Raw genomic sequence first — 16355 nt, 5'->3', positions numbered from 1 at the left:
TTGCGATTTTTACAATCCGAGACAGAAAGTAGGTTTTTATAGCAGTTGACAGTTGACAGTTGACAGTTGACAGTTGACAGTTGACAGTTGACAGTGGACAGTTGACAGTTGACAGTTGACAGTGGACAGTTGACAGTTGACAAGCGAAGATATTTGCTATATTTTATTGCTTTTCACTTTTTCACTGAGATTTTTGGGCTCCGAAAGTGGCCGCGGCTACCCCAAACAAGAGGACTCCGGCACCTGTGAGTACCGCCGGGGCTGGCATTTCCCCAAACAGCAAATAACCCAAACAACTCGCCGCCACGGGTTCAAACAAGATGGCAAGAGTTACCAGAGTCGGGGAAATCTGCACTACAGCCCAGTTTAAAATAGTGTGGCCGACTAATTGAGGCAAGGCGGCGGTTAACAAAATATACAAATATACAATGTTTGGATAGCCTGCATAACTGGTGCCGAAGGCGAAGGGGAGAGGCAGCAGGACGATCGCACTAACAGTATAGGCGATCGCGATATAGCCGCCAATACCCAATCCCCGCCGTTGAGCTTCCCGGCCTAGCAATAGATATAAGCTGACAGCCCAGGAACCAGTCAGAGCAAGGAAATCCCCCAGTAGTTGACTGTTTCCGGCACTTTCTGCGCCTGCACTCCCGACTGCGATCGCCATTCCGCCTGCAAGAGCTATAGTAATGCCTGCGATCGACATTTTGCTGAGTTTTTCGCCAAACCAGAAGCGCGACAACAGCGCTACCCAAACGGGACTTGTGGTGACGAGGGCTGTGGAAGCTGCGATCGAAGTATAAGAAAGTGAGGTAATCCAGAGAGCAAAGTGCAGGGCGAGACACAAACCCGCCGCCGCAGCATAGCGCCGAGCTCCGGGGCGCAGGGTATTCCACTGAATTTTCTGCCAAGCGGGAAGCAGAATTAAGGCAGATAAAGTCAAGCGAGATGCGGCGAGTACCAGACTAAAACCGAAGCCGCCCGCGCCTGCTTTCAAGTTGGCCAGCCGGATTAAAATCGATGAGGTTGAGACTGCTAAAACGCCGATAATTAACAAAAGGGCGATCGACCAATTCGGCGGTTTTTTCGCAATATTCATTTTTGGGGTAATTGGGAATTGGTAATTGGGAATTGGGAATTGGGAATTGCCAAAAATAACATTTATATAGCAATTTTTGCATAATAAGTCGTAAACTCTTTATCTGCCCTTCTCTTCTCGTCTCTTGCTTCGTGGAACAGGCGGGACGCCTGTTCTTCATCGCGTCTTCGCGGTTGGTTAAAAAAAGCCCGATCGCCAATCATGAAAAATTGCTATTTTCAACAACAACTATCAATCTAGAGCGCGCCCAAAAAACTGTGCATCTGTTATAGTTCCAATAGAGCAGCAAACGAAATCCCAACTTACAAATTATAACTATCTATGGCTCCTACAGTTTTGATTACAGGCGCTTCTCAAGGAAGCGGCAAAGCAACAGCACTGTTATTTGCAAGCAAAGGTTACGATGTGGTGATGGTGGCTCGCGAGCCGGAGAGATTGGCAGCAGCAGCGGCTCAGGTGCAGCGTGAAGGCACTTCGGCTGTCGCGATTGCGGGGGATGTGGGCGACGTTCAACAAGTGCGGGCGATCGTCCAAAAAGCCCTGGATGCCTGTGGAAATATTGATGTTTTGGTGAATAATGCTGGGATTTGTCTCACGGGGGCGATCGAGCAAACCACCTCCGAAGATTGGCAGCAATTAATGAATACCAATTTTTGGGGCTGCGTTAACACAATTCAAGAACTTTTGCCACATTTTCTCGCCCGAAAAATGGGTACAATCGTTAATGTTGGCTCTATTGGCGGCAAAATGCCCTTACCTCAAATGACTGCTTATTGCGCCAGCAAATATGCAGTAACGGGTTTGACAGAATCTTTGCGATTGGAATTGGCACCCCAGGGCATTCACGTTTGCGCGGTGCATCCGGGCTTGATTAACAGCGATTTTCTCGAAAGAGCTCAATTTCGCGATCGAGACGAGCCCGCAGTCGAATTGCGCCGCCAGCAAATGACCGAAATGCTGAAATCTGACTGGGCTTCTCAGCCAGAAGATATTGCTAAAGCTATCTGGGATGCTGTAAAAAATCAGCGTGCAGAAGTTACCGTCGGCCCTGCTTTTTTGGCGTCGGAAGCTTATCGATTGTTCCCCGGTTTGATGCAGTGGGCAATGGAAAAGGGCAAGTTATAATTAGTCATTAGTCCTTAGTCCTTAGTCCTTAGTCAGTAGTCAGTAGTCAGTAGTCATTAGTCATCAGTTATTAGTAGACAATATTGCATTCACTCCTAATTATCTGAAAAATATCTGCGTTAATCTGTGTTTGTCTGCCTTACCAGAAAAAATTGGTTTAAAGCCTCTCCCTTTTAGGGAGAAATTAAAATCAGACGATTCATTACTCCAATCCTCTTCCTTCTAGGTAGAGGTCGCACTCATCTGTCAACTGTCAACTGAAATCTGCGGTTTCTGTATTAAGGTCAGATTTATTTAATTCAAGTCTAGTAAGGTGCGCATTGCGCACCCTACACCTACTAATTAAAGCAAAGAACTAGCATTAATAAAACGGCCGGTTAAATCTGCCGGAGTCACATTCAACACAGTTCCTAACAAAGCATTAGTAACACCGAATCTAATATTAGTAGCTTCCACGCGCCCGTTGCCATCTGGATCGAGACTTTGCTGCGAGATGCCACCCTTGGCTAACAAACTCGTTCCCCCCGCTATAGTTCCTGGATCGATCAGCAACAGTCTCGGATCGTTCAAGCTATAACTTACTTGTTCAAATGAGATATTATTGCTAGTAAATGGTACACTAATTCCAATCGAATCGCTAGACTTATCAAAATCCACAATTACTGCGTCAGGAACTTCAATCCCAACTACTCTGATTCCAGCTTGATCAACTCGAAAAACAAACACATCACTTCCCACACCTCCTTTATAAATATCCACATCTCTGTCGCCAATTAAAGTATCGTTACCGTCACCGCCAACTAACAAATCAACACCTTGTCCGCCGCGCAGTAAATCATTTCCTGCACCGCCATCCAGGAAATCGCTATTTCTATCTCCTGTCAAGAAATCGTCGCCTGTTTCTCCCAAAATGTCGTCATCATCTTTGCCACCGTAAATAGAATCATTACCGGCACCACCTAACAGACTGTCTTTACCATCGTTGCCGAAAATCCGTTCTGCATCTGACGCGCCCCTGACAGTATCATTGCCCCCCAGCATCCAAACTCCCCCAGGAAAACTGGCAAGTTGTCCCGGTGTAAGTGTAATATTTTCAGGAGAATTGTCTCCTACCAAACGAGAGATGCCGGAAGTATCGGGTTTGAGTACCATAGTTGTAAATTTGGTGCGATGTGGTAATGGATATCTTGTAAGATTCTACAGCTTGTTCCATCTTGGCACAAGCCCGATCGCAACATCACAGATTAAAATAAAAGTTAAAACTTAAGCTGATGCCAATTATCCTAGTTGAAGACTTGAGCAAAGTTTATCCGGTAGCAATTAAAGAACCGGGACTCAAAGGAACAGTGCGGCACTTTTTTAACCGCACTTACCGCAATGTCAAAGCAGTTGAGGGCGTTTCTTTCAGCATTGAACCCGGGGAAGTGGTGGGGTTTCTCGGCGCTAACGGTGCGGGCAAAACTACGACGCTGAAAATGTTGACTGGTTTGATTTATCCGTCTGGTGGTACTGTCAGTGTATGCGATCGAACTCCTTTCCGTCGCGAAGCCGATTTTCTGCGAAAAATCACCTTAGTGATGGGGCAGAAACAGCAGTTAATCTGGGATTTACCCGTGCTCGACTCTCTGAAAATTAATGCCGCTGTCTACGGAATTTCTGACAAAGATTACCGACAGCGAATCGGAGAATTGACAGAAATGCTCTCTCTAGAAGGCAAGCTAAATCAGGCGGTACGAAAGCTGTCTTTGGGGGAACGCATGAAAGCTGAATTCATGGCGGCGCTGCTGCACCAACCGGAGGTATTATTTTTAGATGAACCGACGTTAGGTTTGGATATAAATGCACAGTTTAGCGTCAGACAATTTTTACGAGAATATAACGAGCGCTATCAAGCAACGGTGCTGTTGACAAGTCACTATATGGCTGACATTACTGCTTTGTGCAAGCGAGTTTTGTTAATCCATGAAGGGCAATTAGTCTATGATGGCAGTTTGGACGGATTGCTCGATAGATTTGCACCTTATCGGCAAGTTCAGGTAGAATTAGCTCATCCGCTGCCAAAAGATAGCGCTTTTGCTTACGGGGAGGTAGAATCTATTGAGGGGAATTCAGTACGGTTTTTGGTAAAAAGAGACGAGCTGACAGGGAGCGTCTCGAAGATGTTGGCGGAGTTAGAAGTGGTAGATTTGACTGTTACTGATCCGCCAATAGAAGAGGTTATCGGTCGAGTTTTTCGCACCGGAAAAGTGTAATTAATGCGACCGCTTTGGTGAATAAAATTAACCACAATACTTGTAGGGGCGGGTTCACAAAAAATCTGTAATTCACATCCAGAATATAGATAAACCCGCCCCCACCAATGGACAGAATTCGAGCGCCGGGAATTCAATGTGCACGATATAAGTATAAATTTACATGATTTGATACGCTCTATGAAAAAAATCATCAGAATTGCTAAAACTTTGCTGATTACTTACTACGCTTATATGGTCGAATACCGGGCGGAATTGCTTTTATGGGTTCTGTCGGGAGCTTTGCCATTTATCTTGATGGGCGTGTGGATGCAGGCGGCTCAAAATGGGCAATTCGGGCTGAATTCGATCGACTTTGCCCGTTACTTTTTAGCAGCTTTTATCGTCAGACAAACAAATGTTGTATGGGTGATTTGGGAGTTTGAAAAACAGGTAGTGCAAGGGACTTTATCTAATAAGTTGTTGCAGCCTTTAGATCCAGTATGGCATCACTTTGCCTCTCACGTTTCCGAAAGGTTGGCGAGGCTGCCGTTTGTATTCGGATTGGTATTGCTGTTTTTTGCACTTTACCCGCAGTCTTTTTGGTTGCCGAGTGCTGGCAGATTTATGCTTTTTTTGCTGGTAATTGCATTGGCTTTTTGTCTGCGATTTCTGATCCAGTATACGTTTGCACTGTTTGCTTTTTGGATTGAGCGCGCAAGTGCGATCGAGCAATTCTGGTTTTTAATTTACCTGTTTTTATCGGGACTTATCGCGCCGCTGGAAGTGTTTCCCGCACCCGTGCGCGAAGTCGTTTTGTGGACGCCGTTTCCTTATTTAATTCATTTTCCGGCTTCAATTTTGATAGGATTGCCCGTGGATATTGGCCGCGGTTTGTTGGTGATGCTGGGTTGGGGTTTGGTGTTTTTTGTGTGGAATCGGTGGCTGTGGCGGCAGGGTTTGAAACAATATTCTGGTATGGGAGCTTAAACAGTTGACAGGGGACAATTGACAGTTTACAGGGGACAATGGATAATTGAAACTTCACAGGGGACAATTGACAGTTGACAATAGATATTTACCGAACAATCTCCGGCCCTGTGAATTGTCAACTATTAACTATCAACTGTCAACTATCAACTGTCAACTATCAACTGTCACCAGACATCATGCAAAAATGCGATCGCCAGCATTCGACAATTGCATAAAAATAATTTTTTTGTATCTATACATACAAAAATTTACAAAAAAGTCTTATATTAATAAAACTAACGACTGATAAACAGGATAAAAGAGATTCTAATGACAGCCAAAAAAAACCTGATTGTAATCGGCAATGGCATGGTAGGTCACAAGTTCCTAGAGTTAATGGTGAGCTCGGATGCTGCCAAACGCTGGAATTTAATTACTTTTTGTGAAGAGACGCGCGTTGCTTACGATCGCGTAAACCTCAGCGGATTTTTCTCTGGCAAAACAGCGGGAGATTTATCCCTAGTTGCACCGGGATTTTATCAAGAAAATGACATAAAGATTCACATCGGCGACAAAGCAGTCGCCATCAATCGCGAACAAAAAACAGTCACTTCAGCCAACGGTTTAGAGGTTCCCTACGACAAAATTGTGCTCGCCACGGGTTCCTATCCATTTGTACCGCCCATCAAAGGCAAAGATACTGCTGGCACTTTTGTTTACCGGACAATTGACGACTTGGAGGCGATGTCTGAGCACGCTAAAAATTGCCAAGTTGGTGTAGTAATTGGCGGCGGTTTGCTGGGTTTAGAATGTGCTAATGCTCTGCAAAATATGGGCTTGAAGACTCACGTTGTTGAGTTCGCGCCGCGGCTGATGCCCTTGCAAGTGGACGAGGTTGGTGGTGCAATTCTCCGCAGCAAAATAGAAGAGTTGGGGGTTTCGGTTCACGCCAGCAAATCTACAACGGAAATTGTCAGCGAAAATGGCAAAGTTACTAAAATGCTGTTTGCTGATGGTTCGGAATTGGCAACGGATATGATTGTCTTTTCTGCTGGTATTCGCCCGCGCGATGAAATTGCGAGAACTTCTGGGATAGAAGTAGGTGAACGCGGCGGTATTGTGATTAATGATAGCTGCCAAACTTCCGATCCTGATATTTATGCGATCGGCGAATGCGCACTTTATCAAAATCGCATCTACGGCTTAGTTGCGCCTGGGTATACAATGGCTAGCGTCGCCGCCGATATTTTGAGCAGCGCAGCGGATGACAGCCAAGATGCTAGCACTAGCACTTTCGCGGGTGCGGATATGTCCTCGAAACTCAAACTTTTGGGCGTGGATGTCGCTAGTTTCGGTGATGCTTTTGCCAAGTCTCCCGATGCTAAAGAAATTGTGGTTGCTGACACTTTCCAAGGCATTTACAAAAAATTAGTTTTAAATCAAGACGGTAGCCGGATTTTAGGCGGAATTCTCGTGGGAGATGCTTCTGCTTACGGCACTTTGCTGCAATTCATGCAAAATGAAATTGCTCTCCCGCCGCATCCTGAAGATTTGTTGATGCCGCCGCGCGAAGGTGGAACTCCTGCGGGTTTGGGTGTGGATAGTTTGCCGGATTCAGCTCAAATTTGTTCTTGCAATAATGTCAGCAAAGGGCAGATTTGTGAGGCGATTCGCGATCGCAATTTAACTGATGTCCCCAGCGTCAAGAAATGCACTCAAGCTGGTATGGGCTGTGGTGGCTGCGTGCCTTTGGTGACGGACATCTTTAAGTCCGAGATGAAGAAAGCCGGGTTTGCAGTCAAAAATAACCTCTGCGAACATTTTGAATATTCCCGTCAAGAATTGTACCATTTGGTGCGCTCTCAAGAGCTTAAAAGCTTTGATGAGACGATCGCAAAACACGGCCAAGGCCACGGCTGCGAAATTTGCAAGCCTGCTGTTGCTTCGATGCTGGCTTCTACTTGGAACGACCATATTTTAGAGAAGTCTCACGTCGGTTTGCAAGATACGAATGACTACTATTTGGCAAACATTCAGCGCGACGGTACTTATTCGGTGGTGCCGCGAGTACCTGGCGGAGAAATTACGCCGGATAAGTTGATTGTTTTGGGAGAAGTTGCTAAGGATTTTGGGCTTTATACTAAGATTACTGGGGCACAACGGATCGATTTGTTTGGGGCGCGTGTGGATCAGTTGCCCCTAATTTGGCGTCGGTTGATTGATGCGGGATTTGAGTCGGGACACGCTTACGGTAAGGCTTTGCGGACTGTAAAATCTTGTGTTGGTAGCACTTGGTGCCGCTTTGGGGTGCAGGATTCGACGAGTTTGGCGATCGAGGTGGAATTGCGGTATCGCGGTTTGCGAGCTCCTCACAAATTCAAGTCTGCTGTCTCTGGTTGCACTCGCGAATGCGCGGAAGCTCAAAGTAAAGATTTTGGGATAATTGCAACTGAGAATGGTTGGAATTTGTATGTGTGCGGCAATGGCGGGATGAAGCCGCAGCACGCGGTTTTGCTGGCGTCTGATATCGATAAGGAAACTTTGATTAAGTATGTCGATCGCTTCTTGATCTTCTACATCCGCACTGCCGATCGCCTGGAACGTACTGCTACTTGGTTTAATAAGCTTGAGGGCGGAATTGAATACTTGAAGCAGGTGATAATTGAGGATTCTCTGGGCATTTGTGTTGAGTTGGAAGCGCAGATGGAACATTTGGTGAATACTTATCAATGTGAGTGGAAAACGACGATTGAAGACCCGCAAAAGGTGCAGCGGTTCCAGCATTTTGTGAATTCCGATTTGCCCGATCCGAGTATTGTTCGCGTCGAGGAACGGGGACAAACTCGCCCTGCTTACGAGCATGAAAAGTCTCTGGCTGGAGTTGCGGAATAACTCAAGGCGTGTCAACTTGAACTCAAACGTATTGTCAGCTTGATTGTTTTAGCCAAAGCCCCGATCCCCCCTAACCCCCCTTAAAAAGGGGGGGACAGGAATATTATCAAAGTCCCCCTTTTTAAGGGGGATTTAGGGGGATCGAGACTCGGAGACAAACGAGCGCGATCATGGGTTTTAGCCAATTGTTGATACGATGAATGTCGGAAATTGGGAAGAAAATTGTATTTAATTAATAGGAAAAAAAATGGTTCAATCATTACAAGTTTCTGAGACTGTGACAACTTGGGTAGATGTGTGCTCGCTGGATGCGATCGCCCCGAATACAGGTGTTTGTGCTTTGGTTGCTGGGGAACAAGTGGCAGTTTTTCGAGTGGGAAACGGGGATGAAGTTTATGCTTTGAGCAATTATGACCCGTTTAGTAAGGCTTTTGTGTTGTCGCGGGGGCTTGTGGGCGATCGCAGTGGCACTCTGAAAGTTGCTTCTCCGATTTACAAGCAAAACTTTAGCTTGGCTACGGGCCAGTGTTTGGACGATGAAACGGTAAAAATTCCGACTTTTAGGGTTCGGGTTGCAGCCGATCGCGTTCAAGTAGCTGTTAGCTAGATTCAGTAGCTCAATTGTGCGAGATCCATCCGTCAACACCTGACATTCCGATTCGGTGGTGGCGGATTTTGCATGGGAGCGATCCAGAGCCAGTAGTTTTGCTATAAAATAAAGATCGGACGTAGGGTTGAAACCAGGTTTAGACAAACGATGTCCGCACTTCGACAAGCGAGCGCGACCACCTCCGCGGTGTAAAGAGGATAACGTATTTTAACCGCCATATCTTCAACCCGCGCACCATCCGGGTTTTGCCTGTATAGACGCGGTTTCAACCAGTCTTCTTTCAATGCAAACAAACTCCAGGGGGCAGGATATCAGTATGTTGTTAAAAAAACTTGTTTCTGAAAATAATCCCCAGACAGTGGCAGAGTTAATCGACGCACAACTCAAAACTGGTCAAATTACTTGGGCCCAACTCAAAACACAAGTTTTTGTCCAGCACTGGCGGGACGAATGTTTGCACGAAGTTCTGAAAGAAATTGCAGCCAAGCTCGACCAAGAAACAGCGAGCGAAATTATAGAATATTTGACTGCTCAAAACGGTCAACAAGAAAAATTCATTAATGTGTTTTTGGCAGCAGAATGCCTGTTAAAAATTCAAGAGGGTGTCAATAAAAAAATCGAAAAAAAACTGTTAAACGCTTTAAAAAAGTTATCGCAATACGGCACGGGTTTCCTGATTCTTTATCAAAGCGCTGAAGAATTGCAGGAAACTTATCAAATTCGCGATCGCTCGATCGCCGCGATCGCCCAAACTTGGAAAAACGACCCGCAAACCCTCCCCTGGCTGAAAATACTCGCTCACTCCAGCGACAGCGGTGAAGTCCGCGCCACAGCAGTCAAAGCCATAGCCTGCGGTTGGCCCTCCGATCCAGAAATTTACCTGATGCTCAAAAATCTCGCTAAATCCGATCGCAGTTGGGCAGTGCGATCGGCCTGTGTGCGAGAAATGGCTTCGGGTTGGCCCTCTAACAGCGATACCTTGCCGCTGCTGACGGTACTGGCTCAATCCGATCGCAGTCCTGCCGTCCGCACCTGCGCGCTGGAACAATTGGCCCTATATTGGGGCGATCGCACAGATACCCTGCTGATGCTGAGAACCGCCGCCGAATCCGACGAAAATTTGGGAGTGCGAGTCGCAGCGTGGCAAGAAATAGCCAGAGGTTGGCACAGCGTTTTAGGCACTTTATCCCAGCTCAAAAACCTCGCCCACACAGGAAGTTCTACCCTGCGAACCGTAGCGGTGCGGGAATTGGCAGCAGGCTGGCGGGCCGATGACGAGGTTTGCTTACTGCTGAAAACCCTCGCGGCATCCGACAGCAGCGAAAAAGTGCGCACAGCCTCGATCGAAGAATTGGCCTCAGGAAAGGGGCCGGGCGAAGCAGACATTTACCCGCTGCTGAAAAGTCTCGCCGAGTCCGACCCGAGTTCCACCGTCCGGCAGGCAGCAGTGCAAGGAATTGCCTCTGGCTGGCCCTCTAACCCCGCAACTATGGCTTTTTTGCAAAATATAGCTACGGGCGATCGCGACGCCGAACTGCGCGAAATCGCCCTGCAACAGATTGCCTCCGGTTGGCCCGACAGCCCCGAAACATTGCCCCTGCTACAACAAATTGCTAGCTCAGACGATTATTGGACTGTACGGCAAGTAGTAGTAGTAGCCGCAGCCACGATGCCGTCAGCCAGTCTCGAAGTCTTTGGCTGGTTGAAAAATCTCGCCGAGTCAGACAGACACCTCAACGTCCGAGAAACTGCTGTGGAACAGATAGCATCTTGCTACGGGCACAGGGGCGAGACGCTGCCTTTTCTCAAAAAACTGGCGGAGTCGGAACCCGATTCTCACCTGCTGAGCGTGCTGGTGCGAGAAATAGCGCGGCGATGGCCCTCCGAGCCGGAAACCTTGCCTTGGTTGAAAATTCAGCTTGATTCGGGGAAGGATGAGGTGCGGAAGGTGGCGGTGGCGGAACTCGCTCGCCATTGGCCCGATGCTGCTGAAACTTGGATGATACTGCACGCTAAAGCAGAGGGCGATGAGAGTCCGGCGATCAGGCAAATCGCTTTGCAAAAGTTAGCCCGGGGGCGGACAAATGAGCCTCAAACTTTTGAGTGGCTGAAAATTAGGGCCGCCCAGGATGAGGATTCGCAGGTGCGGGCGATCGCCCTGGTAGAGTTAATGCGGGGATGGAAGGACGAACCGGGAATGTTTGAGTTTTTGCGCGATCGCACTCTTACCGATCCCTACGATCGAACAGGTTCTTTTGCTTACAATCCCCGGTTCACAGCACTCGAAGCAATTATCGAACATTATCCCGAAAATGCGGAAACTTTGCTGCTGGTGCGATCGCTTGCAGTTTCCGACGCAGACGAGCAAGTGCGGGCTTTGGCGGGCCGCCGACTGAGGAGCCAAGACTGGTAATTAGTGATTAGTCATTAGTCCTTAGTCATTAGTCTTAGTCATTAGTCCTTAGTTATTAGTTCTGAGCCGGTGTTTTTAACAATCTTAAATCCCCAATCGATTCATTCCCACAACAGGGCGATCGCAAACCGCACCGCTTCCCCCATCATCGAACAACGAACACTCGCCGAGGCCGTTTTTTCCCACCTCAGCAACTGTTCCCGAAAACCCGCATCTTGCTTGGCCCGCTGCACGATCGCCTGACTGATTACTTTCTTCTGAATCTGCTCTGTGGGAATACCTTGCTGCTTCAAATAATCCAACAACCGCTGCACGCTTTCTGAGAATTTATCCGGCGTTTGAGACATCAAAATAAACGAAATTTGGCGCACCATTCGCTGATAGATTTCCTGTCTTCTAAGCAACTGCTCCTTTTGGCTCAGCATCGCCGGCTGTGGTGTTGCTGACTCCTCCTGGGAACTGCGGGCAACAGCCAAGCCTAGCAAACTCAAAATTTCAGCACCCTTCCCTAAAACCTTTTCCAACATATCTGGATAAAGCGCCAAAATGCGATCGCCCAAAATCTTGCCATTCACCAAACGGTTCGCGCTCAGCCGCAGTAAATTTTGTTCTCCCGCCGACTCAAAAAATTGAACCTTCAACTGAAGTTCGCAGCTCTCCAACTCCACCCGACGCACCGTAAAAACCAAAGCCTCCCAATTAGGAGATTGAGCAAAACACACCTCCACAATCGAACTTTCCTCTGGATGCTGCCGCCCCAATTCCCCCGACTCAAAATCGCGATCGACCGGAAAGCGATTTGCCGCAACTTTCGCCGTATAATCAAACTCAGTAAAAACATAGCGACAGTCAACTTTCGACAGATCCACATCTTGAACCTGCCAATTTTGAATGCAGCAACCCGTAAGCTGCGCCCCCTCCAAATTCGTCCGAATCAAACGGCACTCAATCAAACAAGCTTCTCTTAAATCCGCCTCAGCCAACATCGCATCCATCAAATAAGCGCCGCTCAAATCAGCTTTCCGCAAATCAGCACTCCGCAAATTAGCCTCGCTCAAATCCGCCCGCAGCAAATACACTCCTTGCAGGTTAGCTCGCAGCAAAAGCGCCTGCTTAAAACTCGCTTTCAACAGATAAGCACCCGCCAGATTAACTCGACTCAAATCAGCGTTATCCAGCACCGCCTCAGTCAAATCTGCCCCCGCCAGCACGGCTCGGTGCAAGTCAGCCCCAGTCAAATTTGCCGATCGCATTTGAGCACCATTCAAGTCAGCTTCAATCAAATTTACACCGCTCAAAATTGCCGAGCGCAAATTCGCTTCCACCAAATGCGCTTCCCGCAAATTAGCACCCGTTAAATTAGCACCGACAAGACTACCGCGGTTGAGATTCGCCTCCATCAATTCCGCCCCCATCAACTGCGCGCCGTCGAGTTTAGCCCCTAACAAATTAATTTTGTCAGATTTAACTCCTTGAAGATTTGCACCGCCCAAATCCGCTTCCGGAAGCGCCGCCCAATTCAGATCTGCCGCTTCCAAACAAGCAAGGCGCAAATCCGCTTTCGCCAGATTTGCCCCGCTCAAATTTGCCCCGCTCAAATTCGCCCCAGCCAGCCCCGCACTGCGGAGATCCGCGCGGCGCAAACAAGCCCCAATTAACTTAGCATTGCTCAAAAAAGACCAGCTCAAATTAGCACCGGTCAAGTTAGCACCAGTGAGGTCTATTTCTCGCAAATTGACACCGCTTAAACTAGCACCGCTGAGGTCAATGTGAGCAAAGCTGCGCTCTCCCTCTTGATAGCGCCGTAAAAATTCATGTACTTGCATTCGCAGGGGAAGGGGAAGGGGAAGGAAAAAAACGATTTCTAGTCGGGTAAAATAACAGTTATCACGTTTGTTGTGAGGACTTTAGTCCTTTAGTCCTTAGTCCTCTGTTTTTATGCGGACTAAAGTCCTCACTACGAACCATTATCACGTTTGTTGTGAGGACTTTAGTCCTCTGTTTTTATGCGGACTAAAGTCCTCACTACGAACCATTTTTATTGCGATAGAACGACCGGAAATTACCAGATTCAGAAGTTGTGCTGATAGGATGATTTTAGAGAAATCGCTGCAATTCCTGCTGCAAATACTTTGCCCATTTAGTCGCTAGAGGAACTTCTGTAAAAGGAACTTGCACCGCCCCAGCATCTTTTAACAAAAATTCTATGGCGATCGCACTTCCAGAATTCGGCGGCGACTCTAAATCTACCGCAGCGCCGTTAACTAACAACCGCAGCGACTGCACATTTCTCAAAGAAAAAGTTTGCAAATTCACAGGCCCGCTGCGAGTAGGTTTCCCCCAAGTCAAACAGTCTTCTTGCTGACCGAGTACAGCATAAATATCGTACTTTGCCTTGGCGAATTGTTCCGCCCAGACGCGATACGCTTCCAGCTTTTGATACTCGTTCCATCCCGCCCACGCCAGAGAAATAAAAATTGCCAGCAGCGGCAGCCACATTAAACCTCTTTCCATGCAATATCCTTGTTGAAAATACTCCCGGTTTTGTTTGCCATCTCCTCTCATGATACAATTGATTGAACTCCTCAAACTTACTGGGCAATTTAAACTAGAAATTAGAGCAATTGGCGATCGCATGGGCAGCCCGCGCCGCCAAACACCAAACGCCCGCGCCCCAGCAATCCAGAAGCCGCCGCCCGTAAAACTGGCGATCGCACTGAAAATTGGGTTATTGTGGTGAACAAGCCTTCCCTAAACGGACGATCGGCCATGAAAAAGTTTTTCCTTTTGTGCTTATTTTTAATCGGGCTCGGCTGGGCGATTTCTAATTTCCCAGGACTGGCTACTCAAGGTACTTACGACTCGATTGTGCTGGATTTCCGCGAAGATATCGGTGCTGCTGAGATTGCCAAAGAAGTAAATGCGATCGCCCAGCAGTACCAAATATCACCGCGACTCAACAGCGAATTCTCAGCATCAGATAATGTGTATGTTGTCAAGGGCGATCGCGCGTTGCTTTCGGCCCTGAAAAAATCAAACTTCGCTAAAGATACCGAATACATTGAACCGAACTACGTCTACAGCGCTTTCGAGATTCCCAACGACCCCATGTATACCAAACAGTGGAATCTCCGCAGCATCAACGTAGAATCCGCCTGGAACGAAACCAAAGGCAGCGGTACAACAGTCGCGATAATTGACACCGGCATTACCCCCGTTGCCGACTTAAAAGAAACCAAATTTGTACCGGGCTACGACTTTGTAAACGATCGCGCCGAGGCCTACGATGACAACGGCCACGGTACTCACGTCGCCGGTACTGTCGCCCAATCAACTAACAACAACTACGGCGTTGCAGGCATCGCTTACGAAGCAGCTTTAATGCCGCTCAAAGTATTAAGCGGCAGCGGTGGCGGCACGGTTTCCGACATTGCCGAAGCGATTAAATTTGCTGCTGACAATGGCGCAGATGTGATCAACATGAGTTTAGGCGGCGGTGGCGAAAGTCAATTAATGGCAGAGGCGATCGACTACGCCCACTCAAAAGGCGTTGTCATCGTCGCAGCCGCCGGCAACTCCGGCGACAGTTCCGCGTCCTATCCCGCCCGCTATCCCCACGTCATCGGCGTTTCGGCCCTCGGCCCCAATGAAGAAAAAGCCGATTATTCCAACTTCGGCGCGGGTGTTGACATTTCTGCCCCCGGTGGTTCTGAACTAGGCAAAATTCTGCAAAGTACGATCGACCCAGAAACCGGTGCCGAAGTCTTTGAAGGCTACCAAGGCACCAGCATGGCTGCTCCCCACGTCGCCGGCGTTGCAGCACTGATCAAGGCTTCCGGCATCACAGAACCGGACGAAATTCGCAGCGTACTCTTGCAGTCCGCGCGAATTGTCACCGAAGATCCGTTAAACCATTTTGGTTCGGGACATCTAGACGCAGGCGCAGCAGTTCAGCTAGCCCAGCGCGGACAAATCAACTTCCGCGACTTCTTCCGCTGGCTGCGCGACAACGGCTATCTCAGCCCCCGCTTCTGGATTGACGGCGGTGCAGTCGCCCTGTTACCGAAAATTGCCATGGTGCTCGGTTCTTACCTGCTGGCTTTCATTTTGCGGAATTATTTTCCGTTCCAGTGGACTTGGGGCTTTTCCGGCGGCTTGATGGCTGGAAGTTCAGGGTTCTTTTTCCTGCGGAACTTGTTTGTCTTTGACTTGCCGCAGTGGCCGATGAGAATCATGGGCAGTTCTATCCCCGAACTCGGCGGTGCAATTAACGGCAGCAGTATGCTGAATCCCTTGTTTGCTAGTGTTTTGATTCCCGGGATTTTGATTGTTTTGCTGTTGGGACATCAACAGTGGAAGTGGATCGCGATCGCCATGTCGATCGGCTTTGCCAGCAGTTTAGCAGTGAATGCTTTTGTGTCTCCCGCAGTCTGGGGATTGGGAACTGGTTTGGTAGCACAATCATTCTTGATTGTCAATGCTTTGCTGTGTTTTGGATTGGCACGTTTGGCGATTAAAACAGAGGCGCAGTCAGCATGAGTATTACAGTCAAAGGCGAAATTGAACGCAAAGGATTAGGCCCGGGCACTTGGGCTTTGGTTGGCGAAGATGGGGAAACTTACGAACTTAAGGATGCTCCTTCTGAGTTGAAAAAAGCTGGTCTGAAAGTCAGCGTCAAAGGTGAAATCCGCAAGGATGTGATGACTTTTGCGATGATCGGCCCGGTGCTGGAGGTGCAGTCTTTTGATGTGTTGTAGGTCTAAAGATTAATCTAGCTTGCGATCAAAAAAAAACCCCGGCCTTAATTGGCTGGGGTTGATTAATCAGGGTGCATCTACTAATTTAATCTCCGGCTCAACAGCACATCATTCAGGACACTTTCGGAAAATCTGCGAGAATTTGCTGCGCCACTTCCATACCGCAAAAAAAAACTCCAAACCAAAATTGGTCGGGAGTTAATTAATCAGGGTGCATCTACTAATTTAATCTCCGCCTCCACAGCACCACTTTCAG

General features: G+C 48.0%; 13 protein-coding genes. 9 read left to right on the top strand and 4 right to left on the bottom strand.

The genetic code is table 11. The annotated features are described in order from the left end of the window. Positions 1–181: 181 nt before the first annotated feature. Positions 182–1099, bottom strand: coding sequence for a DMT family transporter (locus tag QUB68_RS00230; protein ID WP_332988254.1), 918 nt, complete (start codon positions 1097–1099; stop codon positions 182–184). Between the two features lie 321 nt (positions 1100–1420). Here QUB68_RS00230 and QUB68_RS00225 point away from each other — a divergent pair, with 321 nt between their 5' ends. Next, complete coding sequence (locus QUB68_RS00225) at positions 1421–2224, top strand: SDR family NAD(P)-dependent oxidoreductase (protein ID WP_332988253.1); 804 nt, start codon at positions 1421–1423, stop codon at positions 2222–2224. A 342-nt stretch (positions 2225–2566) separates the two neighbouring features. On the opposite strand, the gene QUB68_RS00220 is transcribed toward QUB68_RS00225, so the two are convergent. After that, entirely contained in the window at positions 2567–3376 is an 810-nt protein-coding gene (locus tag QUB68_RS00220; protein WP_332988250.1) for a calcium-binding protein, read from the bottom strand. 119 nt (positions 3377–3495) lie between these two features. Between QUB68_RS00220 and QUB68_RS00215 the strand changes: the two genes are divergently transcribed. The 5 genes from QUB68_RS00215 to QUB68_RS00195 all read left to right on the top strand — a co-directional run bounded on the left by QUB68_RS00215 (position 3496) and on the right by QUB68_RS00195 (position 11342). Next, positions 3496–4476 (top strand): ABC transporter ATP-binding protein, encoded by a 981-nt coding sequence (locus QUB68_RS00215; protein ID WP_332988249.1) that lies wholly within the window; start codon positions 3496–3498, stop codon positions 4474–4476. Positions 4477–4656: 180 nt separating this feature from the next. Beyond that, on the top strand, positions 4657–5445 hold the full coding sequence (locus QUB68_RS00210; protein ID WP_332988247.1) for an ABC transporter permease: 789 nt from the start codon (positions 4657–4659) through the stop codon (positions 5443–5445). 312 nt (positions 5446–5757) lie between these two features. After that, positions 5758–8319 (top strand): nitrite reductase large subunit NirB, encoded by a 2562-nt coding sequence (gene nirB / locus QUB68_RS00205; RefSeq protein ID WP_332988245.1) that lies wholly within the window; start codon positions 5758–5760, stop codon positions 8317–8319. Positions 8320–8566: 247 nt separating this feature from the next. After that, positions 8567–8926 carry a nitrite reductase small subunit NirD gene (gene nirD / locus QUB68_RS00200; RefSeq protein ID WP_332988243.1) on the top strand — a complete coding sequence of 120 codons (360 nt, stop codon included), beginning with the start codon at positions 8567–8569 and terminating at the stop codon, positions 8924–8926. Between the two features lie 319 nt (positions 8927–9245). Beyond that, positions 9246–11342 carry a HEAT repeat domain-containing protein gene (locus tag QUB68_RS00195; protein ID WP_332988242.1) on the top strand — a complete coding sequence of 699 codons (2097 nt, stop codon included), beginning with the start codon at positions 9246–9248 and terminating at the stop codon, positions 11340–11342. 101 nt (positions 11343–11443) lie between these two features. On the opposite strand, the gene QUB68_RS00190 is transcribed toward QUB68_RS00195, so the two are convergent. After that, positions 11444–13168: a pentapeptide repeat-containing protein gene (locus QUB68_RS00190; RefSeq protein ID WP_332988240.1), complete on the bottom strand. Its 1725-nt coding sequence runs from the start codon at positions 13166–13168 to the stop codon at positions 11444–11446. Positions 13169–13439: 271 nt separating this feature from the next. Then, a complete protein-coding gene (locus QUB68_RS00185) occupies positions 13440–13856 on the bottom strand; it encodes a hypothetical protein (protein WP_332989197.1) in 417 nt (138 codons plus the stop codon). A gap of 49 nt (positions 13857–13905) precedes the next feature. Here QUB68_RS00185 and QUB68_RS00180 point away from each other — a divergent pair, with 49 nt between their 5' ends. From QUB68_RS00180 to QUB68_RS00170, 3 genes are read left to right on the top strand one after another with little or no spacing between them, the layout of a single operon-like run. Continuing rightward, positions 13906–14082, top strand: a complete 177-nt coding sequence (locus QUB68_RS00180) for a hypothetical protein (RefSeq protein ID WP_332988238.1) — start codon at positions 13906–13908, stop codon at positions 14080–14082. 29 nt (positions 14083–14111) lie between these two features. Continuing rightward, entirely contained in the window at positions 14112–15881 is a 1770-nt protein-coding gene (locus tag QUB68_RS00175) for a S8 family peptidase (protein ID WP_332988236.1), read from the top strand. After that, positions 15878–16099 (top strand): hypothetical protein, encoded by a 222-nt coding sequence (locus tag QUB68_RS00170; RefSeq protein WP_332988234.1) that lies wholly within the window; start codon positions 15878–15880, stop codon positions 16097–16099. The genes QUB68_RS00175 and QUB68_RS00170 overlap by 4 nt, the downstream gene beginning before the upstream one ends. Positions 16100–16355 lie beyond the last annotated feature (256 nt).

The sequence above is a fragment of the Microcoleus sp. A006_D1 genome (assembly GCF_036702805.1).
GTDB lineage: Bacteria > Cyanobacteriota > Cyanobacteriia > Cyanobacteriales > Microcoleaceae > Microcoleus.
Note: the sequence above shows the minus strand (reverse complement) of the source record. Positions and strands in the feature narration are given on the sequence as shown.